Below are 21,150 nucleotides of genomic sequence, written 5' to 3'. Positions count from 1 at the left end.
CTTTCGGCTACGAGACATCCCCCGACGCCGAGAGCCACGTGTTGCACTGCTGGTTGCGGTTCTTCGCCGCGCCGTGCTGCCACCAGGCGATGTTGTGCTTGGCGCTGCCGTGGTCGCGTTTGCCGTTGCGGGCGTAGTCGTCGCCGCGGTCCTGGGCGTTCCAGGCCTCGTTGTAGATGTTCTTGTCGACCGAGCCGCCGGAGACCGACGCCGAGCCGAGGAACATCCCCGAGAAGCACTGCGCCTCGAGTTCCATCCGCCGCGACAGCTCCAGGCCGGCCGCCGAGTCGGCGCCCGCGTCGTACCGCTGGTTGCCGAACGCCTCGGTGATGCCGGACAGGTTCTGCACGTGGTGGCCGTACTCGTGGGCCAGGATCGAAAGGTACGGCCCGGGGTGGTTGCCCCACGCCTGGATCTCGATCCGGTCCATCGGCATGTAGATCGTGTTGTTCGCCGGGCAGTAGAACGGCGTGACGCCGGTGGTCGTGCCCCCGCTGCCGCACGGGGTCGACGATTCCGACAGCGACCGCGGCACCGACAGGTTCGGTGACCGGAACGGCAGGTCCACCGCGCCGAGCATGCGGGACCACATCGCGTCGAGGCAGCCGATGCCGGACTGGAAGAACCGGGTGGCGCTGTTCTGGTCGGTCGCCCAGCGGCTCAGCGAGCACGGGACGTTCTGCAGGCCGTAGTCCGGACGGCCGAAGAGCGGGTTGTTCCCGGTGGCCACGACCGAGCGCGGCCCGGCCGGGGGCTGCGACGTCGGTGTCCCGCGCTCGGTGGTGCGGGCCGGGCGCGTGGTCGTTCCTTCGGTCGACGAGGTGGTCGCGGTGGTTTCTTCGGTGGTGCTTTCTTCGGTGGTGGTCGGGTAGGTGCTCGAGTAGCCGGCGTCGGCGACGTGCCGCTGGTGGTTCCCGGACAGCGCAACGGCGGCGACGAGCCCGCCCCCGACGGCCACGATCGCGAAGATCGCGACGGCGACGATCACCCCGGCGTTCGACTTCTTGGCGACGTAGGGCCGGTAGCCGGGCGCGAAGCGCGGGCCGAAAGCGGCCGGCCCGGCGTAGCCGGGGGCGAAAACGGGCGGAGCGACGGCGGCCGGCGGCGGCAGGGGAGCCCGCGCGGGCGGCGGCAGGGGGCGGCCGAACGCCCCGGTCGGCAGCCCGTACGGCGGCTGCGGGCCGCGGCCGGGGCCTTGTGGCGGTGGCTGTGTGGGCCCGCCGAAGGGATTCGGGGGTCCAGGAGGACTGCCGGGGTTGTGCCCCGGCACGCTGGTTGGCGGCCCGGCTTGTCCGGGTGCGCCGCCGGGCCCCTGCGGCGGTGGCTGTGCGGGCCCGCCGAAGCGGTTCGGGCCCTGCCCAGGCGCATTGCCGCGCCCCGGCACCCGGCCCGATCCCGGCTCCGGCCGGCCCTGCGGCAGCGGCCGCGCGGCCGGCGGCGGCAGCGGCCGCGCTCCCGGGGGTGGCAGCGGCGGCCGGCCCGGCGGTTGCGGCCGGCGCGGGTCGTGTGGACCAGGACCAGGACCAGGACCAGGAACAGGACCCTGCGGGCCGTGCGTCATCGAGTGGAACCCCCCGTGCGATTTCCCCGTCGGAAGCGGCGTACCTGCGGTGATCGCGCCGTTCCGGGCGTCAGCATAGATCGGGTGCTCTAGGGTGTGGTGCTGTGTCGATGAAATGGGGGACCGCGGCCGCGCTGGCCGTCGCCGCCGTGCTGCTGGCCGCCGGTCCCGCCGCCGCGCAAGGGCCGTCGGCCGGGCCCGTCCTGCCGAACCTGCCCGCCGACCAGGCCAAGAAACCCCAACTGCTCACCGGGCAAGACGTCCAGCCGCCCGAAGGGGCCACCGCCGACGTCGCCCTCAAGGTCCTGCGCGACGGCACCCTCTCCGTCACCGAACACGTCACCGTCCCCGGCGGCCGGCAGCTGGTCTCCCGCGTCCCCCTCAGAGTTCCCGCGAGCGACGACCAGGACCGCGTCTTCGCGGTCCGCGACGTCAAGACCGACGGCACCGCCAGCAGCCAGCTGACCGGCGACCAGCTCGTCCTCACCTTCGGGGGCGGCACCGGAAGCGTCACGTACACCGTCGACGGCGCCATCGCTGACCAGAACGGCCGCCAGCAGGCCCGCTGGCAGGTCGCCAGCGGCTTCGACACCCCGCTGGCCAAGCTCACCGCGTCCTTGCTCGCCCCGTCGCCGCAATTGTCCCCTGTGGACTGTTTCGCCGGCCCGGCCGGCTCGAACCAGCGCTGCACCCTCGCCGAACTCGACCACACCGGCGTCGTGCGCCTCGAACAGAACGACGTCCGGCCCGGCGACCGCGTCGACCTCCTCGTCGGCCTGCCCGCCGGCACCACCCCGGCGAACGCGCAGTTCGCCGACATCGGCCTGCTGGCCAACGCCTTCGCGCTGACGCCATTGACCGGCATCGCCTTCGCCGTCCTGCTCGCCTTCCTCGTGGCGGCCGCGCTCTTCGTGTGGCGGCGCCGCAAGCAGGACGCCGGCGCGCTGCTCACCTCGACCGGCCCGGTCGAGGTCCTCCTGCGTGACGGCGACCGCGTCTTCTTCGCCAGCCCCGACGGCGTGCTGCCCGGTCAGGTCGGCACGGTCGTCGACGAGACCGTCGACGTCGTCGACATCAGCGCCACCGTGGTCGACCTCGCCGTCCGCAACTACCTCTGGCTGGCCGAAGTCCCCGGGAACGATTGGCAGCTCGCCCGCCGCAACCCCCCGGACGAGCACCTCCACGACTTCGAGCGCGCCGTCTACGAAACCCTGCTGCCGCCGGGCACCGACACCGTGCTGGTGTCGCAGCTGCGCGCCCGCGGCGGGCTCGACCTGCGCCGGATCAGCGACGCGATGTACGCCGACGTCGTCACCAAGCGCTGGTTCTCCCGCCGCCCGGACACCGCCCGCGGCCGGCTGACCTGGCTCGGCGCCGGTATCTTCACGCTCGGCCTCGTCGCCACCGCGGTGCTCACCTTCACCGCCGGGTACGCGCTGCTGGGCGTCGCCGTCGCGCTGGCCGGGCTCGCCGTCGTCGCGGTGGCCGCGCTCCTGCCCTCCCGCACCGCCCGCGGCCGGGCACTGGCCGGTCAGGTCCGGGGCCTGCTCGACTACCTGCACACCGCGAAAGCCGAGGACATCCCGCCCGCCGACCGCGAGCTGGTGTTCTCCCGCTCGCTGCCCTACGCGGTGGTGCTGGGCGACACCGAACGCTGGCTCGGCGCCTTCGCCGGGCTCAACCCGTCGGCGGACGGCTCAGCCGGGCTGTACTGGTACGGCGGTATGGAGACCGAGCACGACCTGCGCCGGTTCGGCACGCACTTCCCGTCGTTCCTGACCGCGCTCGACGGTGTGCTCACCGCCGCGGGCCGCGCCGCCGCGGCCCGCTGACCGTGCTCGCGGGGGCGCTCCTGGCGCTCTTCCTGGCCGCGGCCCCCGTGGACGAGCCGCCCCTGCCGACCGTGGCGCAGAGCGCCGAGATCCAGCTCAAGGTCCAGCGCGACGGCTCGTTGTCGGTCGCCGAAGCGATCTCGGTCCCCGACGGCGGCACGATGGACCGCCGGGTCGCCCTGCGGGTCCCGGCACCCCACCACCGCGACCGCGTCTACGGCGTCCGCGACGTCGTCCTGGAAGGCCGCGGGACGGCGAGCGTGGACTCCGGCGCGTTCACCGTCCACCTCACCGGCGGCACGTCGATCGTCCGGTACACAGTGGACGGTGCGGTCGCCGGGAACCGGGTCACCTGGGAGCTGGCCGGCGGCTGGAGCACCGAGCTGAAGTTCCTCCGTGCCTCCTTCGCCGCGCCGAAGATCCCGACCGCCGTCGACTGCCTGGCCGGACCGCCGGGCTCCGATTTCCCGTGCGCCGCCGCGCAGATCGACCACGCCGGGCTGACCCGGTTCAGCCAGCAGAACCTCGCGGCGGGCCAGCGGATGACGGCGACCGTCGAGCTGCCCGCGGGCACGGTTCCCGCGAACGAAGTCCTGGTCCCGGCCAAGACGATCGCCGGCGCGTTCGTGCTCACCACCCCGGTCGGCTGGGCCTGGGCGGCCTTCGGCGCGCTGCTCTTGGCCATGGCCGCGCTGGTTTGGGCGGCGCGTCGCCGTGACGCCGACGCGGGCGAGGCGAAGAAGGCCGGCCTGGTCGCCGCGAACGGCGAGTTCGCGTCGCCCGAAGGCGTGCTGCCCGGGCACGCCGGCGTCCTCCTGCACGGCCGTCCCGGGCCCGCCGACCTCGCCGCGACCGTGCTCGACCTCGCCGTCCGCAACTACCTCTGGGTGAGCGCCGAGGACGACGGCGGCCGGCGGCTGACCCGCCGCAACCCGCCCGACGAGCACCTCACCGCCTTCGAACGCGCGGTCTACGCGGCCGTCGTGCCGGACGAGCCGGTGACCCTCGCCGAACTGCGGCGGCGGCACGTCACCGTGCCCTGGGCCGAGCTGTACGCCGACGTCGCCGGCCGCGGCTGGCTCGCCCGGCGTCCCCGGCGCCTCGGCCGCGCGGGCATCCGGGTCGTCTTCTACGGCGGGTTCCTCACCGTGCTGCCGGCCTTGACCGTCGGCTACGCCCAGCTCGGCGTCATCGTCGTGCTGACCGGCGTCGCCGTCGTCGCCGCATCGGCCGCGCTGCCCGCGCGGCGCCGGGCGGGTTCAGACGTGGCGCGGCGCCTGCGCGGCGTCGGCGCGACGCTCGCGTCGGCGAAGGCCGAGGAGCTCGGCGAGCCGCAACGGGAACTGGTCTTCTCCCGCGGCTTGCCGTACGCGCTCGCTCTGGGCGAACTGGCTCCGTGGGTGGCCGCGTTCGCCGGGCTCAAGACGCCGCCGCCGATCTACTGGCACGACGGCGAAATCACCCCTGACCAGGCCGGATCCTTCGCGACGGCGCTCGCCGGCACCTTCGCCGCCGCCCGCCGCGGGCGTCTCCTCGACGGCGTGGGGCGGGACACCGGTGCTCACCCGCCAGCCGGGACGCCGGGAACCGCCGTCCCGTCGTAGGGTGGGGTCATGGCCGATCCCGAGCTCGTCCGATACACCCTCGACAACGGTCTGCGGGTGGTCCTCGCCCCCGACGCGACCGCGCCGGTGGTCGGCGTCAGCGTGCACTACGACGTGGGTTTCCGCTCCGAGCCGGAGGGGCGCACGGGTTTTGCGCACCTCTTCGAGCACCTGATGTTCCAGGGCTCCGAGAGCCTGGAGAAACTCGCGCACTTCCGGCACGTGCAGTCCAGCGGCGGGACCTTCAACGGGTCCACCCACCCGGACTACACCGACTACTTCGAGGTGCTCCCGAGCGCCGCGCTCGAGCGCGCGCTGTTCCTCGAAGCCGACCGGATGCGCGCGCCGAAGCTGACGGCGGAGAACCTGGCGAACCAGATCGACGTCGTCAAGGAAGAGATCCGGCTCAACGTGCTGAACCGGCCGTACGGCGGGTTCCCGTGGATCACCCTGCCGCCGGTGCTGTACTCGACGTTCCCCAACGCGCACAACGGCTACGGCGGCTTCGAGGACCTCGAGAGCGCCACGGTGGACGACTGCGCGGCGTTCTTCGACACCTACTACTCGCCGGCGAACGCCGTGCTCACGGTGGCGGGCGACTTCGAGCTGGACAACGCCAAGAAACTGATCGAGGACCACTTCGGCGACGTGCCGCACCGGCCGGCGCCGCAGCGGCCGTCCTTCGCTGAGCCGCTGCCGACCACCGAGCTGCAGGGCGAGGTCGAAGACCCGCACGCCCCGCTGCCCGCGCTGGGCATCGGCTACCGGATGCCGGACCCGATCAACGACGTCGACGGCTACCTGGTCTACCTGGTGCTGGCCGGCGTGCTCACCGACGGCGACGGCTCCCGCCTGCAGCAGCGGCTGGTGCACCGCGAGCCCCTGGTCGTCGACATCGGCGCCGGCGCCGGGCTCTTCGGGCCGTTCGAGGCCCGCGACCCCGACACGTTCACCATCACCCTGATCCACCCGCACGAGGTGTCCCGCGAGCGCGTGCTCGCCGCGCTCGACGACGAGCTGGAGAAGCTCGCCGAGACCCCGCCGAGCGACGAGGAACTCCGCAAGGTCACCGCCCGCTGGGCGGCGAGCCTGCACTCGGAGCACGACCGGCTGGTCTCCCGGACCCTGGCCCTCGGCTCGTTCGAACTGCTCTACGGCGACGCGTCGCTGGTGTACCGGCTCGCGGACCGGATGTCCGCCGTCACCTCGGAAGCCGTGTCGGCGGCGGCGAAGGCGCTGCGCCCGGACGCGCGCGCCGTGCTGGTGGTCAAGCCCGCTTCGGAAGGGAACAACGAGCAGTGACTTCAGCAACGCACCGCAGCGCGGAGGAGATCGGCCGCACCGCGCGGGGGCCGCGGCCGCTGCCGCCGCTCGGCGAGCAGCGGGCCGCCGTCGATCTGTCCCATGTGGACACCAAGCTTTCGAACGGCCTGCGGGTGCTGGCCGTGCGCAAGGCGACCGTGCCGATGGTCGAGGCGCGCCTGTGGATCCCGTTCGCGGGTGACGACGCGCTGCACCCGGCGATCGCCGAAGTGCTCGCCGAGACGATCCTGACCGGCACCGCGCGCCGCAACCGCATCGAGATCGACGCCGAGCTGGCGCTGATCGGCGGCGACATCGGCGCCGGCGTCGACCCGGAACGTCTGGTGCTCAACGGGTCCGCGCTGGCCGACAAGCTGCCGACGTTCCTCGACGTGCTCGGCGACGTCCTCACCGGAGCGACGTACGCCGACGACGAGATCGGCCGCGAGAAGGAGCGGCTGGTCGAGCGGATCGCCGTCTCGCGGACCCAGCCGCGCACGATCGCGCGGGAGGCTCTGCAGAAGCACCGCTACGGCGACCACCCGGCCACGCGCGAGGTGCCGAAGGCCGAGGACGTCGCCGTCGTGACGCCCGAGCAGGTCCGGGCGCTGCACCAGGCGTCGGTGCTGCCGCGGGGTTCGGTGCTGGTGCTCGTCGGCGACCTCGACCCCTCGGGGGTGATCGGCGAGCTGGAGAAGGTGCTCGGCGGCTGGGCGTCCGACCGCTCGGCCGTGCGGCTGCCGCCGCTGCCCGACCTGACCGGGCCGAGCGTGCTGCTGGTGCCGCGCGCCGGTGCCGTGCAGTCGCAGATCCGGCTTTCGGCGCAGACCGTGCCGCGCACCGACCCGGGTTACGCCGCGGTGCAGCTGGCGAACCTGGCCTACGGCGGGTACTTCTCGTCGCGGCTGGTGGAGAACATCCGCGAGAACAAGGGGTACACCTACTCCGCGCACTCCGGGTTCGAGTTCACCGACGGCACCGCCGTGGTCAACGTCGACGCGGACACCGCCACCGACGCGACGGCGCCGGCGCTGCTGGAGACGCGCTACGAGCTGGGCCGCCTCGGCCAGGTCCCGCCGGCCGGCGACGAGCTGGAGTCGGTGCGGCAGTACGCGATCGGTTCGCTGCTGACCTCGACGTCGTCGCAGTCCGGGCTGGCCGGGCAGGTGCTGGCGCTGGCCTCGACCGGGCTGGGCCTGGAGTGGCTGAGCGAGCACCCGGCGCGGGTGGCCGCGGTCACCGCGGAGGAGGTGGCCGACGCGGCGCTGAAGTACTTCGCTCCCCAGCGGTTCACCGGTGTGGTGGTCGGCGACGCGGCGGTGCTGGAGCGCAAGCTGCTGGCCCTCGGCGACGTCGTCGTGGGTGAGCCGGCCTGATGTCCGTCCCGTTCACCCTCGGTGCCCTGCCGACCCTGTCCCGGTCCACAGTGGACCGCCAGGAAGGCTTGCGCACCAACCCTTCGCGGCTGTTGTCGCGGTGGGCCGACGCCCGGGTCGTCCTCTTGGACGACGCCGGGCGCACGCCGGTCGTCGAAGGCTCTTCGACGCTGGCCTTGCGCAAAGCCGTCGACTTCGGCGCGGCGCCCCCCGCGGACGCGGTCTTCCTCGGCGAGTGGCAGGGCGTCGACTACTGGTCGCTGCCGGGCGGCCCGTCGGGCGAAGCCGACACGGTGAAGATGGCGGGCAGCTGGGGCTTCGTCGAGGAGGTCCCGCGCGCCGACGGCGAGGTTTGGGTCGAGCTGCGTGGTTACGGAGACCTGCTGGACGACACGTCGGCGGGCCTGTTCACGACGGCGCAGGCGCTGAGGTTCTGGCGGCGCCAAGCCAAGTTCTGCACCCGCTGCGGCCACCCGACGGAGCTGATCCAGTTCGGCTGGGCGAGCAAGTGCACCAACGACGGCCGCGAGGAGTACCCCCGCACGGACCCGGCGGTGATCTGCCTGGTCCACTCGCAGGAGGGGGTCAACGGCTCGCACGTGCTGCTGGCCCGCCAGCCGATCTGGCCGGCCGGGCGGTACTCGGTGCTGGCCGGGTTCGTCGAGGCGGGGGAGTCCCTGGAAGCCTGCGTGGTCCGCGAGATCCGCGAAGAGGTGGGTGCGGACGTTTCGGACGTCCGGTACCTCGGGAGCCAGCCGTGGCCGTTCCCGCGGTCGATCATGCTGGGTTTCACGGCCCGGGCGGACCGTGCGTTGCCGCTGGTCCCGGCGGACGGGGAGATCGAAGAGGCGCTGTGGGTGTCCCGCGCGGAAGTGCGTGAGGCGTTCGCGAACAGTGCGGTGCGGGGCGAGGGTTCGAAGCCGACGCCGATCGCGGACGGCAAGGCCGAGATCATCCTGCCGGGTAACTCGTCCATCGCCCGCGTGATGCTCAAGGCCTGGGCGGACGCGGAGGAGTAACCCCCGCCACCGTGCAACCACGAACGGCCTCGGCTCCCCGCCGGGGCCGTTCGTGGTTGCGCCCTGCGCACTGGGGGCAGGCGTTACCTGCTCGTTTCACCAGACCGTTGACGACTGTGCCCCGGCTCACTACAGTCCTGCGAAACCGTCTGTAAAGTATCCTAATTAAGTCGGGAGACGACGAGTGCGAGCCGGCAGCCCGCGGATGCTGCGCGAGATCAACGATCGCGCCGCCATCGAGGTCCTCCTGCGGGAGGGCCCGCTCACGCGGGCCGAACTCGAGCTCGCCATCGGGCTCTCCAAGCCCGCCACCGCGCAGCTGCTCACCCGGCTGGAGCTGGACGACCTGGTCGTCAAGGCCGGCGTCCGCGGTGGCGGACGGGGACCCCGGGCTCAGCTCTGGGCGGCCAACGGCAGCCTCGCCTTCGTCGCCGCCGTCGACCTCACCCCGCACATCGCGGACTTCGTCGTCGCGGACGTCGCCGGGGTCGTGCTCGCCGAACACCAGGTTCCGCTGCCCGTCCACGAGGGCGCCGACGTCGTCGGGACCTTCGGCGAAGCCCTGAGTCAAGTCGCCGGGGAAGCGGGCATCACCCGGCAAGAGCTCGCCCACGTCGTGATCGGTGCGCAGGGGGCGTTCGATCCGCGGACCGGCCTGCTCTCCTCCGCCCCGCACATCCCCGGCTGGCTCGGCTTCGACGTCCCGCAGAAGCTCAGCGACGAACTCGGTGTCGACGTCCTCATCGAGAACGACGTCAACCTCGTCGCCGTCGAGGAGATGACCGCCGGGAAAGCCCAGGACGTCGACGACTTCGTCATGGTGTGGCTGTCCGAAGGCGTCGGTGGCGCGGTCGTCATCGGACGGCGGCTGCTGCGTGGCGCCACCGGCGGCGGTGGCGAGATCGACTGGATGCGCGTGCCCGACCCGGCCACCGTGGACACCGGTGACGTCTGGCCCGAGGCCGGTGCCCGGTTCGGCAACCTCGTCGACTCACCCGCCATCTGCCGCCTCGCCGCGGCTCACGGCATCCAGGCCGAAACCGCTTGGGACGCCGTAACGAAAGCCGGGGCACAACACCCCTTCCTCGACGACCTCGCCAGGCGGGTCGCCGGCGGCGTCGCGAACCTCGTCGCGGTCGCCGACCCGCAGCTCGTGCTCCTCTGCGGCGACACCAGCCGCGCCGGTGGCGAGGAGTTCGCCGCGCTGGTGCAGGAAAAGCTGCACGAACTCGTCCTGCCGCGCACGCCCGTCGGCTGCGCTTCGGTGCAGGGCAACGCCGTCCGGGCGGGTGCGCTGCAGTCCGCGCTCGCCACCACCCGTGAGGACGTCTTCGGCGTCGTCACCCCCACGCTCCTCGGGTCGCGCAGGCCCGAGGGCGGCAGCACCCGTCCCCGACCGAGTAGCCCCAACCGATGAGGAGGAGGGCCATGCCCCCTACCACCCGGATCCGCCGCGGCTCGCTGTTAGCGGTTGCCGCCGCGGCGTCCGTCCTGCTGACCAGCGCCTGTTCCGGCGCCGCCGCCCCGAGCGGGGGTGCCGCGGCCGCCGCGCCCGGTAAGGACGACAAGCTGACCATCACGGTGTACTCCAAGTTCACCGACCGCGAGTACGGCGTGGTCACCGCGGGCCTGAACAAGCTCAAGGCGAAGTTCCCCAACATCGAGATCAAGCACGAAGGCAACCAGGACGACGACAAGCTCACCCAGTCGATCCGCGGTGGCAACCCGCCCGACGTCGCGATCTCCTTCTACACCGACAACCTCGGCGCCTGGTGCTCCACCGGCAGCTTCCAGGACCTGAAGCCCTACATCGAGCGCGACAAGATCGACCTCAACCAGATCCCCGAGGCCGTTCGCAACTACACCGAGTACCAGGGCAAGCGGTGCGCGATGCCGATGCTCGCCGACGTCTACGGCCTCTACTACAACAAGGACATGTTCGCGGCGAAGGGCATCACCTCGCCGCCGAAGACCACCTCGGAACTGTTCGAGGCCACCAAGAAGCTGACCGAGTTCAACCCGGACGGCTCGATCAAGGTCGCCGGCTTCCTGCCCTCGATGCCGTTCTACGCCAACCAGGCCCAGTACTGGGCACCGAACTTCGGCGCGCCGTTCCTCGGCCCGGACGGCAAGTCCGACCTCGCCACCAACCCCGGCTGGAAGGCGATGTTCGAGTTCCAGAAGCAGCTCATCGACTTCTACGGCGGCCACGCCAAGGTCGAGCAGTTCAAGGCCGGTCTCGGCGACGAGTACTCCGCCGACAACGGCTTCCACAAGGGCAAGCTGGCGATGATCTACGACGGTGAATTCCGCACCGCGTTCCTCAAGGACCAGGCGCCGAACGTCAACTACGCCACCGCGCCCGCGCCGGTGCTCGACACCATGGCCGACCACTACGGCGGCGGCTTCACCACCGGCACGATCATCGCGATCCCCAAGGGCGCCAAGAACCCCGGTGCCGCGTGGGAGCTGATCAAGCAGGTCACCCTGGACACCGACACCCTGGTGGACATGGCCAACGGCCTGAAGAACGTGCCCAGCACCAAGGCGGCGCTCACCTCGCCGAAGCTGGACCTGCAGCCGCAGTTCAAGACGTTCCTCGACATCTACGACAGCGGCAAGCTGGTGGCCAACCAGACCACCCCGATCGGCGACGCGCACCTCAAGGCGGTCAACGACTTCGCCGAGAAGTGGCAGGCCGGTTCGGTACCCGAGCTGACCGAAGGCCTGAAGAAGGTGGACGCGCAGATCGACGACGAACTGAAGCAGAAGGGCGCGGGCGGATGACTCTGTCCGATGGGGCCTCGGCGGTGAAGAGTCCCTCGCCCCGCACGCTCGCGGAGAAGGCTTCCCCGGCCGCGCCTGAGAAGGCGCGGGCGGGGGCCCGCCGGGCCAAGCGCCGCCGGACCGTCTTCTTCTTCATGGCCCCGGCGTTCCTCGGGTTCCTGATCTTCTTCGGCTACCCGCTGATCGCCACGGTCTACTACTCCTTCACCCGGTACGACCTGATCAACCCGCCGCAGTTCATCGGCTTCGGCAACTACGTCCGGATGTTCACCACCGAGCCGCTGGTCGGTACGGCCGCGTACAACACGCTGTGGCTGGTGGTCATCCTGACCGTCTGCCGCGTGGTGTTCTCCCTCGGCATCGCCTCGGTCATCTCGCGGCTGAAGTCGGGGGTCGGGCTGGTCCGGACCCTGTGCTACCTGCCGACGCTCGCCCCGCCCGCGGCGGCCACGCTGGCGTTCGTCTTCGTGTTCAACCCCGAATTCGGTCCGGTCAACCGGTTCCTGCGGCTCGTCGGCATCGACGGCGGGCTCTGGTTCAACAGCCCGGCGATGTCGAAGCCCGCGCTGACGCTGCTCGCGCTGTGGGGCTCCGGCGAGCTGATGATCATCATCCTGGCCGCGCTGCTGGACGTGCCGACCGAGCAATACGAAGCCGCGGAGCTCGACGGCGCCGGCGCGGTCCGCCGGTTCTGGCACGTCACGCTGCCATCGATCTCGCCGGTGCTGCTGTTCGGCGTGGTCAACTCGATCATCTACGCGCTGCAGTTCTTCACGCAGGCGATCGTCGCGGCGTCCGCCTCGGCAGGCACGGCCGACGTCGCCGGCAACTCGAAACTCATCGGGGCGCCGCAGAACTCGACGCTGACTTATCCGATCTGGCTGTACGTCCAGGGTTTCCGCTACTTCAACATGGGTTACGCGGCGGCGATGGCGGTGCTGCTGTTCATCGTTTCGTCGGCCTTCACGTGGATTCTGGTCCGGCAGCTGCGGAAGTCCCAGCACCAGGAGGAGGGGGCATGACCGCGTTGGCCGAAGCGCCGCAGAAACCGGCGGGCGTGCCGCCGAAAGTGCGGTTCAAGCGCAACTGGGACAAGCGGCTGTCCTTCATCGCCACCCACGCGATCGGGATCGCGCTCGGCGTCATCTTCATGCTGCCGCTGCTGTTCGTGTTCCTCACCGCGGTGATGGCGAACGACCAGGCGATGACGGCGAGCCTGTGGCCGAGCGAATGGCACTTCGAGAACTTCGTCAAGGTGTTCCAGAAGGCGCCGCTGCTCGAATACTTCGGCAACAGCCTGCTGTATTCGGCGCTGGCGACCGGGGGTGCGCTGCTTTCGGCGATCCCGGCGGCGTACGCGCTGGCGAAACTGCGGTGGCGCGGGCAGAACCTGTTCTTCATGCTGACCGTGGCGGCGATGCTGCTGCCGCCGCAGGTCACCGTCGTGCCGCTGTACGACCTGTGGGTGCGGATGGGGCTCACCGGCACACTGGTGCCGCTGGTCGTGCCGTACTTCTTCTTCGACGCGTTCTCGATCTTCCTGCTCCGGCAGTTCTTCCTCACCATTCCGAAGGACTACCTGGAAGCGGCGAAGATCGACGGCTGCAACGAGTTCCAGGCCATGTACCGCGTGCTGATCCCGATGGCCAAGCCGGGGATCGCGGCCACCGCGATGTTCTGCTTCCTGTTCACCTGGAACGACTACTTCGGGCCGTTGCTCTACACCGGCGAGAACCAGGACCACTGGCCGCTGTCGCTGGCGATCGCGTCCTTCCGCGGCATGCACCACGTCGAGTGGAACCTGACGATGGCGGCGACCGCGCTGATCATGGCGCCGGTGATCGTGCTGTTCGTGTTCGCGCAGAAGTCGTTCGTCAAGGGCATCACATTCACGGGAGTCAAGGGATGAAGCTGGCAGTCGTCGGTGGCGGGTCCACCTACACGCCGGAGCTGATCGACGGGATCGCCGGCCGACGTTCCACTTTGGACGTCGACGAAATCGTGCTGGTCGATCCGGACGCCTACCGCGTCGAGGCCGTCGGCGGGTTCAGCCAACGCATCCTCGACCACGCCGGCCACCCGGCGCGGGTGCGGACCACGCAGTCGCTCGAAGAGGGTGTCGACGGCGCGTCGGCCGTGCTGATCCAGCTGCGCGTCGGCGGCCAGCGGGCGCGGCGGTCCGACGAGACGTTCCCGCACGCCTGCGGCTGCGTCGGCCAGGAGACGACCGGTGCGGGCGGCCTGGCGAAAGCCCTGCGGACCGTGCCGGTGGTGCTCGACATCGCCGAGCGCGTCCGCAAGATCGCCGGCGATGACACGTGGATCGTCAACTTCACCAACCCGGTCGGCATCGTCACCCGCGCGCTGCTCAACGAGGGGCACCGCGCGGTCGGGCTGTGCAACGTCGCCATCAACCTGCAGAGGCAGTTCGGCAAGCTCCTGGGTGTCGGCGCGGACGACGTCAAGCTCGTCCATACGGGACTGAACCACCTGAGCTGGGAGCGCGGCGCGCTCGTCGACGGTGTCGACCGGCTGCCCGAGCTGCTGGACCAGCACCTCGAATACCTCTCGAACGAGGTCAGCGTGCCCGAGAAGTGGCTGCGGCGGATGAACGTCGTGCCGTCGTACTACCTGAAGTACTTCTACGCGCACGACGAGCAGGTCGCCAAGCAGCGCACCGAACGCCCGCGCGCGGACGTGGTCAGCGATGTCGAGGAAGAGCTGCTCAAGATCTACCTCGACCCGGAGCAGAACACCAAGCCGGAGTCGCTGGAGAAGCGCGGCGGGGCGTACTACTCCGAGGCCGCCGTGCAGCTGGTGCACGCGCTGACCGCGGGCGGCCCGGCCGAGGAGCACGTGGTGAACGTCCGCAACGACGGCACCTTCCCGTTCCTCCCGGACGACGCCGTCATCGAGACACGATCCACTGTGGACTCCAAGGGCGCGACGCCGATCCCGCAGCCGCCGGTGGAGCCGCAGTACTCCGGGCTCGTCGCGGCGACCACGGCGTACGAGTTCCTGGCGCTGGAGGCGGCGATCAGGGGCGGTCGCGACCGCGTCGCCGACGCCCTGCTGGCGCACCCGCTGGTCGGGCAGTACACGAAGGCCGACACCCTCGCCGATTCACTGGTGCAGATCAACCGCGAGTACCTGCCCTGGGCGCGCGGATGAGCGTGTCCGATTCCGCCTCCGCGGGGAAGAGTACGTCGGCGGCCGTCATCGCGATCGACGGCGGCAACAGCAAGACCGAGGTCCTGGTGATCTCGGAAGACGGTGTCGTGCTGGGGAAGTCGCGCGGCCCCGGGGCGTCACCGCAGAACATCGGCGTCGCGGCGTGCGTCGCGGCGCTGGAAGACCTGGTGCTGCAGGCGTACCCCGAATTCGGGGACAAGCCGTTCGCGACGCACACCTCCGCCTACCTCGCCGGGCTCGACTTCCCGCGCGAGGAGGAGGCGCTGCACGCGGCGCTCGCGGCCCGCGGCTGGAGCGACACCCTGACCGTCGGCAACGACACCCTCGCGCTGCTTCGGGCGGGCAGCGCGGGAGTGGGCGTCGCGGTGGTGTGCGGCGCCGGGATCAACGGCGCCGGCGTCGGCCCGGACGGCCGCGTGCACCGCTTTCCCGCGCTGGGCAAGATCTCCGGCGACTGGGGCGGCGGCTACCGGCTCGGCGAGGAAGCCCTGTGGTGGGCCGTGCGCGCCGAGGACGGCCGCGGCCCGCGGACCGCGCTCCAGCCCGCGGTGGCCGGTTACTTCGGCAGGCCGACGCTGCTGGACGTGGTGCAGGGCCTGCACTTCGAGGAGATCGACCCGGCGTCGATCCACGGCCTGTGCCCGCTGCTGTTCGAGGTGGCGGCGGCCGGCGACGAGGTCGCGCAGGACATCGTCACCCGGTTCGTCGAAGAGGTCAGCGTGTTCGCGACGGTGATCCTCCGCGAGCTGGACCTGACGGCGGACGCCCCGGAGATCGTCCTCGGCGGTGGCGTGCTGACCGGGATCGGCGCGCCGGTGATCGCGGAGATCGAGCGCCGGTGCCTCAAAGTGGCGCCGCGCGCGGTGGTCCGGGTCGTCGACGTGAACCCGGTGGTGGGGGCGGCGTTGTCCGGATTGGACACGCTGGGCGCGTCCGAGGCCGCGAAGGCGGCTCTCAAGGCGGCGACCCAGCGCGCATAGCCCTGGCGGCCTGCCTCGAAGCGGCGCGAGGCAGGCCGCCAGACCCCCTTACGGCGCGGGGACGATGACTTCGCCCGTCTCCAGCAGGGACTTGAGGTCCGAGAGGATCCACGCCCAGCCGCCACCCGCGTTCTCGCCGGGACCGGCGTTGACGTCGTCGAGCTCGCCGCTCACCAGCGCGGCGGTGTTCGGGGCGCCGGTGAGGTCGTGGGTGACGGTGAGTCTGGTGCCCGCGGTCTTGGTTTCCTCGATGTCGTAGGTGAGGGTGCTGTAGGGCTCCTCGGCGACGTTCGGGCCCATCAGCAGCTTCCACGTGACGACGAGCTTGCGCGGCGGGTCGACCTCGAGCACTTCGCCGTCGACGAGGTCGCCGGTGAAGCCGGCGTCGATGAACTCCGGCGTCGGGCGGGTGCGGTGCTTGCCACCGGGCTTGAGGTCGAAGTCGACGAGGCCGGTGTAGCCGTACTTCTGCGTCCACTCCGGCTTGGTGATGGCCTCCCAGATGCGCTCCGGGGTCGCCTTGATGTAGACGCGGTGGACCTGCACGGTGTTCGTCATGGTTCTTCGCCTTCCAGTTCGTTCTTGAGGTCGAGCAGCGCGGTGACCTGGCGCTCGGTGTACTTGTCGATCCACCGGTCGTGGATCTGGCGGATCGGGACGGGGTTGAGGAAGTGCCGCTTCTCGCGGCCTTCCTTGCGTGCGACGACGAGCCCGGCCTCTTCCAGGAGCTTCAGGTGCTTCATGACGCCGAAGCGGGTCATGTCCACCTGGGTCTCCAGCTCGGTGAGCGTGCGGCCGTCACGTTCGAAGAGCAGGTCGAGCAGGAACCGGCGGGTCGGATCCGCCAGCGCCTTGAACACCTGGTCGTCGTCGGGCACGCCACCGAGAATAGGTGACCAAAAGGTCACCTGTCAACGGACGCCAAAGCCGTGAATGCCACCTTGAGGGACGCCAAGTCCCTCAAGGTGGCATTCACGGCCCTTGAGCTAGACCAGCAGCGAAAGCGGCAGGATCAGCGCGATGGCGACCACCGAGATCAGGGTCTCCATCACCGACCAGCTCTTCAGCGTCTGACCGACCGAGAGCCCGAAGTACTCCTTGACCAGCCAGAAGCCGGCGTCGTTGACGTGCGAGAAGAACAGCGAGCCGGCCCCGATGGCGAGCACCAGCAGGGCACTCTGCGACGGGTCCATGTCCGCGGCGAGCGGGGCGACGATGCCCGCCGCGGAGACCGTCGCGACCGTGGCCGAGCCCGTCGCCAGCCGGATCGCCACCGCGACCAGCCAGCCGAGCAGCAGCGGCGACAGGCTCGCGTCCTTGGCCAGCCCGGTGATGACGTCGCCGACCCCGGCGTCGACCAGGGTCTGCTTGAACCCGCCGCCGGCGCCGACGATGAGGATGATCCCGGCGATCGGGCCGAGCGAGTCACCGACCACAGTGGACAGCTTCCCGCGGTCGAGCCCGGCCGGGCGGCCGAGCAGCACCATGCCGACCAGCACCGCCGCCAGCAGCGCGATGAGCGGGTCGCCGACGAAGTCCAGGATCTTGCGGGCCTGGCTGTCCTTGGCCAGCAGGATGTCCGACAGCGCCTTCGCCAGCATGAGCACGACCGGCAGCAGCACCGTCGTGAGCGTCGCGGCGAAGCTCGGGCGCGGCTTGTCCGGGTCGGCGCGTTCCGGGATCAGCCGCTCCGGCGGCGCGGCGTCCGGCACCAGCCGGGCCGCGAGCCTGCCGAACAGCGGGCCCGCGACGATCAGGGTCGGAATGCCGACGAGCAGGCCGAACGCCAGCGTGAGCCCGACGTTCGCGTTCAGCGCGCCCGCCGCGGCGAGCGGACCGGGGTGCGGCGGGACGAGCCCGTGCAGCACCGAAAGCCCGGCCACCGCGGGAATCCCCAGCAGCATCAACGGCTTTCCGGTGCGCTTGACCGCGAGCAGCACCACGGGGATCAGCATGACGAGGCCGATCTCGAAGAACATCGGCAGCCCGATCAGCGCCGCGACGAGCGCCATCGCCCACGGGAGGCTCTTGTCGCGGGCCTTGCCGAGCACGGTGTCGACGATCTGGTCGGCGCCGCCGGAGTCGGCCAGCAGCTTGCCGAGCATCGCGCCGAGGGCGATGAGGATGCCGACGGATGCCACCGTGCTGCCGACGCCGGCGGAGAACTTCTTGATCAGGTCGGCGATCGGCATCCCGGCGATCAGGCCCAGCGCGAGCGAACCGAGCACCAGCGACAGGAACGGGTGCAGCTTCACCTTGGTGATCAGCACGACGATGACGGCGATCGCGATGAGGGTCGCGGCGATCAGGCGGGTGTCGTGGCCGGTCCAGCCGGCGGCGACGACGGTGTTCACGCGTGCTCCCGGAAGGCGGTCAGGGCGGCCTCGGTGATCTCCTCCGGAGTGCCGGTGATGTCGAAGATCGCGCCGGGCTCGTCGGGCTGGAGGGGTTCGAGGGCGGCCAGCTGCGAGTCCAGCAGCGACACCGGCATGAAGTGGCCCGAGCGGGTCTTCATGCGCTCGGCCAGGAGCGCGCGCGGGCCGTTGAGGTGGGCGAACCAGACGTCGCCACCGCTGCGCAGGACGTCGCGGTAGCGGCGCTTGAGCGCGGACGACGTCACGACGCCGCCGGTGGCCTCGTGCTCGCGGATCCAGCCGGCGATGGCTTCGAGCCACGGCGCGCGGTCGGTGTCCGTCAGCGGGGTGCCGGCGGTCATCTTGTCGATGTTGGCCTTCGGATGGAACGTGTCGGCTTCGGCGTACTCGACGTCGAGGGCGTTCGCGAGCGCCGTGCCGATCGTCGTCTTCCCGGAGCCTGACACCCCCATCACCACGATGACGGTCATCCGCACCTCCCACTTCGTTGTGCCCAGGTGAGTGAAACTCAAAAGTACTACTTATTCAAGATGAAGTACTACTTAATCGAATCAGACGTTAGGTTGGTCCGGTGGGGACCGACAGGCACGAGCAGGTGCTGGACGCGCTGGGCGCGGCGATCGCGAACGGGTCGCTGGTGCCGGGCACAGTGCTGCGCTCCGAAGAGCTGCAGGAGCACTTCGGAGCTTCGCGGACCGTGGCCCGCGAAGTCGTCCGCGTCCTGGAGACGATGCGGCTGACCAGCAGCAAGCGGCGGGTCGGGGTGATCGTCCGGGAACCGGTGGAGTGGAACCACTACGACCCGCGGCTGATCCGCTGGCAGCTCGACGGCCCGGGCCGCCCGGCGGCGCTCGCCACGCTGAACGAGCTGCGGTCGGCGATCGAGCCGTGCGCGGCGCGGTTCGCGGCCCTGCGGGCGACCCCGGAGGAGCGCGGCCGGCTGGGCGCGCTGGGGGAGCGGCTGGCGCGGACGGCCAAGGCCCGCGACCTCTCGGCGTTCCTCGGGTTCGACATCGCCTTCCACGACCTGCTGCTGACCGCGTCCCGGAACCCGATGTTCGCGCAGCTGTCCGAGATCGTCGCGGAGGTGCTCACCGGGCGGACCGGGCACGGCCTGATGCCGCCGGAGCCGCAGCCCGAGGCGGTGGCGCTGCACCTGGCGGTGGCCGCGGCGGTGGCCGCCGGGGACGCGGACCGGGCGGAGCGGGCGATGCGGGACATCGTCGTCCAGGCGCGGGAGGAGATCGCCGCCCTGGTATCGGAGGGGGGTCCCGAGGTCGAGTAGCCTCCTCGGGAACTGGACTTTCTTTCCCCGGGGGGCACGGGTGAGCGCGGCACGCGCGATCGGACTGGTGTTGGGTGTGGCGGCCGACGGCGCCCTCGGCGACCCCCGGCGACGGCCCCCGGTGACGGCGTTCCGCCGTCTCCCGCACGGCGCGGGCGTCCTGGTCGCGGGCGCGGTGGTCTTGGGCGGGGCGGTGCTGGAGCGCGCCGGCCGCGGCCGCCCGCTGGTGCAGGCGTCGGCGACGGCGGTGACGACGTGGGCGGTGCTCGGCGCGGCCGGGCTGGCGCTGCAGGGCACCGAGCTGGCCCGCGACCTCGAGGAATGCCGCTTCGAGCCGGCGCGCTCGACACTGTCCGAACTGGACCCCCGGGTGGCCGACGGCCTGGGCGCGATCGCGCTGTCCCGTGCCTCGGTGGAGACGTTGGCGGAGAACACGTCCGACGCGGTCGTGGCCCCGCTGGTGTGGGGCGCGCTGGCGGGCGTGCCGGGCCTGCTGGGGGCGCGGGCGGTGAGCCTGCTACGCCGGTCCCGCGCCGGCCGCCGCGGCCACTGGGCGATCGACCGCCTCGACGAGCTGGTCTACTTGGTCCCGACGCGCGTGGCGGCGGCCCTGACGGTGCTGGCGGCCCCGGTGGTCGGCGGTTCGGCGGGCGGCGCGTGGCGGGCGTGGCGCCGCGACACGATCGCCCACCCGAGCCCGAACGCGGGCCGCGTGGAGGCGGCGTTCGCGGGAGCACTGGAGATCCGCGTCGGCGGCCGGACGGTGTACCCGCACGGGGTGGCGGAGCTGCCGGTGCTGGGCGTGGGCCGGAACCCGGACGCGGGGCACGTCACGCGGGCGGTGGAGCTGTCCCGCGTGGTGGGCTGGCTGGCGGGGGCGACATCGGTGGTACTGGCCGTGGTGGCCGGACTCCGGCGGCGCTCGAGCTGAGTCAGCCCCGGCCTCACCGCAGGGCCCTTCCGGCCTACCGCTGAGGGCCGCTTTCCGCGTACTCGTCCTCGGCCAGGATCTCCGCGACGGACTTCCGGCGCGTCCGGCCCGGCGAGGACTCCGAAGCCAGCGCCCCGCCCGGCTTCAGCTCGCGGACCGTGAAGTACAGCCAGCCGAGCAGCGCCATCGCCCCGAACGCGATCCACTGCAGCGCGTAGGACAGGAACGGCCCCGAGTCCGTCTGCGGCAGCGGCAACGCCCCGAGCACGCCGGGCTGGCCGACGTCGAGCTGGAAGTAGCCGGGCCGGATGTCGAGCCGGCCCGCACGCGCCACGACCCGGGAGTCGACGACGTAGCTCTGCAGCTGGCCGCCGGTCGAGGCGTCGGCGAACGCGTCGCGGTTCTTCGGGTCGGTTTCGTCCGCGCGCACCCGCGCGGTGACCTGCACGGTCCCCGACGGCGGCGGTGGATGCGGCAGCGCGGCGGACTTGCTGTCCAGCCGGACGTAGCCGCGGTCGATCAGCACGATCGTGCCGTCGGTGGTCCGCAGCGGCGTGAGCACCTCGAAGGCGCCTTCGCCCTGGACCGTCCGCAGCCGCGCGACGACTTCCTTGTCCGGCAGATACTGCCCGGTGATCGAGACGAGGTGCCACTCGGTGCGCTCGCCGGGCACGCTCCCCGGCGGCAGCAGCTGCGCCAGCGGCACCGGCGCCGCGGTGAACGACGCCTCCAGCGCGGCGTTCTGCTGCTCGCGTTCGGCGTTGCGGCTGAACTGCCACGGCGAGAGCAGCGTGAAGCAGCAGATGGCGAAGGTGAACACCACCGCCGTCAGAGCCAGCCACCCGGGCCGGAGCAGGAACCGCAACCGCACCCCACCACGGTAGGCCGTGCCCCGCCCGCGCCGCC

The 21,150-nt window shown here is 71.5% G+C and carries 19 protein-coding genes; 13 read left to right on the top strand and 6 right to left on the bottom strand.

Features of this window, described 5'->3' with window-relative positions; all coding sequences use genetic code 11:
* Nucleotides 1-7: 7 nt before the first annotated feature.
* Nucleotides 8-1,270, bottom strand: a complete 1,263-nt coding sequence (locus AB0M80_RS00335; RefSeq protein ID WP_364556740.1) for a neutral zinc metallopeptidase — start codon at nt 1,268-1,270, stop codon at nt 8-10.
* A 401-nt stretch (nt 1,271-1,671) separates the two neighbouring features.
* Between AB0M80_RS00335 and AB0M80_RS00330 the strand changes: the two genes are divergently transcribed.
* The 11 genes from AB0M80_RS00330 to AB0M80_RS00280 all read left to right on the top strand — a co-directional run bounded on the left by AB0M80_RS00330 (nt 1,672) and on the right by AB0M80_RS00280 (nt 15,653).
* The gene (locus AB0M80_RS00330; RefSeq protein WP_364556738.1) at nt 1,672-3,393 is read left to right on the top strand and encodes a DUF2207 domain-containing protein; all 1,722 of its coding nucleotides are present in this window, start codon (nt 1,672-1,674) and stop codon (nt 3,391-3,393) included.
* Between the two features lie 2 nt (nt 3,394-3,395).
* Nucleotides 3,396-4,997 carry a DUF2207 domain-containing protein gene (locus AB0M80_RS00325; RefSeq protein WP_364556735.1) on the top strand — a complete coding sequence of 534 codons (1,602 nt, stop codon included), beginning with the start codon at nt 3,396-3,398 and terminating at the stop codon, nt 4,995-4,997.
* A gap of 9 nt (nt 4,998-5,006) precedes the next feature.
* Complete coding sequence (locus tag AB0M80_RS00320) at nt 5,007-6,299, top strand: pitrilysin family protein (protein WP_364556733.1); 1,293 nt, start codon at nt 5,007-5,009, stop codon at nt 6,297-6,299.
* On the top strand, nt 6,296-7,675 hold the full coding sequence (locus AB0M80_RS00315) for a pitrilysin family protein (protein WP_364556731.1): 1,380 nt from the start codon (nt 6,296-6,298) through the stop codon (nt 7,673-7,675). Before AB0M80_RS00320 ends, AB0M80_RS00315 begins: the two co-directional genes overlap by 4 nt.
* Nucleotides 7,675-8,694: an NAD(+) diphosphatase gene (gene nudC / locus AB0M80_RS00310; protein ID WP_364556729.1), complete on the top strand. Its 1,020-nt coding sequence runs from the start codon at nt 7,675-7,677 to the stop codon at nt 8,692-8,694. The genes AB0M80_RS00315 and nudC overlap by 1 nt, the downstream gene beginning before the upstream one ends.
* A 205-nt stretch (nt 8,695-8,899) precedes the next feature.
* Nucleotides 8,900-10,111: an ROK family transcriptional regulator gene (locus tag AB0M80_RS00305; RefSeq protein ID WP_364558488.1), complete on the top strand. Its 1,212-nt coding sequence runs from the start codon at nt 8,900-8,902 to the stop codon at nt 10,109-10,111.
* Between the two features lie 11 nt (nt 10,112-10,122).
* Nucleotides 10,123-11,481: an extracellular solute-binding protein gene (locus AB0M80_RS00300; RefSeq protein WP_364556727.1), complete on the top strand. Its 1,359-nt coding sequence runs from the start codon at nt 10,123-10,125 to the stop codon at nt 11,479-11,481.
* The gene (locus AB0M80_RS00295; RefSeq protein ID WP_364556724.1) at nt 11,478-12,503 is read left to right on the top strand and encodes a sugar ABC transporter permease; all 1,026 of its coding nucleotides are present in this window, start codon (nt 11,478-11,480) and stop codon (nt 12,501-12,503) included. The genes AB0M80_RS00300 and AB0M80_RS00295 overlap by 4 nt, the downstream gene beginning before the upstream one ends.
* The gene (locus AB0M80_RS00290) at nt 12,500-13,390 is read left to right on the top strand and encodes a carbohydrate ABC transporter permease (RefSeq protein WP_364556721.1); all 891 of its coding nucleotides are present in this window, start codon (nt 12,500-12,502) and stop codon (nt 13,388-13,390) included. The genes AB0M80_RS00295 and AB0M80_RS00290 overlap by 4 nt, the downstream gene beginning before the upstream one ends.
* Complete coding sequence (locus tag AB0M80_RS00285; protein WP_364556719.1) at nt 13,387-14,652, top strand: 6-phospho-beta-glucosidase; 1,266 nt, start codon at nt 13,387-13,389, stop codon at nt 14,650-14,652. The genes AB0M80_RS00290 and AB0M80_RS00285 overlap by 4 nt, the downstream gene beginning before the upstream one ends.
* Nucleotides 14,649-15,653 (top strand): BadF/BadG/BcrA/BcrD ATPase family protein, encoded by a 1,005-nt coding sequence (locus tag AB0M80_RS00280; RefSeq protein WP_364556716.1) that lies wholly within the window; start codon nt 14,649-14,651, stop codon nt 15,651-15,653. The genes AB0M80_RS00285 and AB0M80_RS00280 overlap by 4 nt, the downstream gene beginning before the upstream one ends.
* Before the next feature lie 48 nt (nt 15,654-15,701).
* Here AB0M80_RS00280 and AB0M80_RS00275 read toward each other — a convergent pair whose 3' ends face one another.
* The 4 genes from AB0M80_RS00275 to AB0M80_RS00260 form a co-directional block, all read right to left on the bottom strand.
* Nucleotides 15,702-16,211 (bottom strand): SRPBCC domain-containing protein, encoded by a 510-nt coding sequence (locus AB0M80_RS00275; RefSeq protein WP_364556713.1) that lies wholly within the window; start codon nt 16,209-16,211, stop codon nt 15,702-15,704.
* Complete coding sequence (locus tag AB0M80_RS00270; protein WP_364556710.1) at nt 16,208-16,531, bottom strand: metalloregulator ArsR/SmtB family transcription factor; 324 nt, start codon at nt 16,529-16,531, stop codon at nt 16,208-16,210. The genes AB0M80_RS00275 and AB0M80_RS00270 overlap by 4 nt, the downstream gene beginning before the upstream one ends.
* Nucleotides 16,532-16,639: 108 nt before the next feature.
* Nucleotides 16,640-18,007: a gluconate:H+ symporter gene (locus AB0M80_RS00265; protein ID WP_364556707.1), complete on the bottom strand. Its 1,368-nt coding sequence runs from the start codon at nt 18,005-18,007 to the stop codon at nt 16,640-16,642.
* Nucleotides 18,004-18,498 carry a gluconokinase gene (locus AB0M80_RS00260; protein WP_364556704.1) on the bottom strand — a complete coding sequence of 165 codons (495 nt, stop codon included), beginning with the start codon at nt 18,496-18,498 and terminating at the stop codon, nt 18,004-18,006. The genes AB0M80_RS00265 and AB0M80_RS00260 overlap by 4 nt, the downstream gene beginning before the upstream one ends.
* 101 nt (nt 18,499-18,599) lie before the next feature.
* Between AB0M80_RS00260 and AB0M80_RS00255 the strand changes: the two genes are divergently transcribed.
* Nucleotides 18,600-19,313, top strand: coding sequence for an FCD domain-containing protein (locus AB0M80_RS00255; protein ID WP_364556702.1), 714 nt, complete (start codon nt 18,600-18,602; stop codon nt 19,311-19,313).
* A 40-nt stretch (nt 19,314-19,353) separates the two neighbouring features.
* Nucleotides 19,354-20,244: a cobalamin biosynthesis protein gene (locus AB0M80_RS00250; protein WP_364556700.1), complete on the top strand. Its 891-nt coding sequence runs from the start codon at nt 19,354-19,356 to the stop codon at nt 20,242-20,244.
* 34 nt (nt 20,245-20,278) lie between these two features.
* Here the strand turns inward: AB0M80_RS00250 and AB0M80_RS00245 are convergent, their stop codons facing one another.
* The gene (locus tag AB0M80_RS00245) at nt 20,279-21,115 is read right to left on the bottom strand and encodes an SURF1 family cytochrome oxidase biogenesis protein (protein ID WP_364556697.1); all 837 of its coding nucleotides are present in this window, start codon (nt 21,113-21,115) and stop codon (nt 20,279-20,281) included.
* Between the last annotated feature and the right edge of the window lie 35 nt (nt 21,116-21,150).

Source organism: Amycolatopsis sp. NPDC051045 (assembly GCF_040682955.1).
In the GTDB taxonomy this organism is placed as follows: Bacteria; Actinomycetota; Actinomycetes; order Mycobacteriales; family Pseudonocardiaceae; genus Amycolatopsis.
Note: the sequence above shows the minus strand (reverse complement) of the source record. Positions and strands in the feature narration are given on the sequence as shown.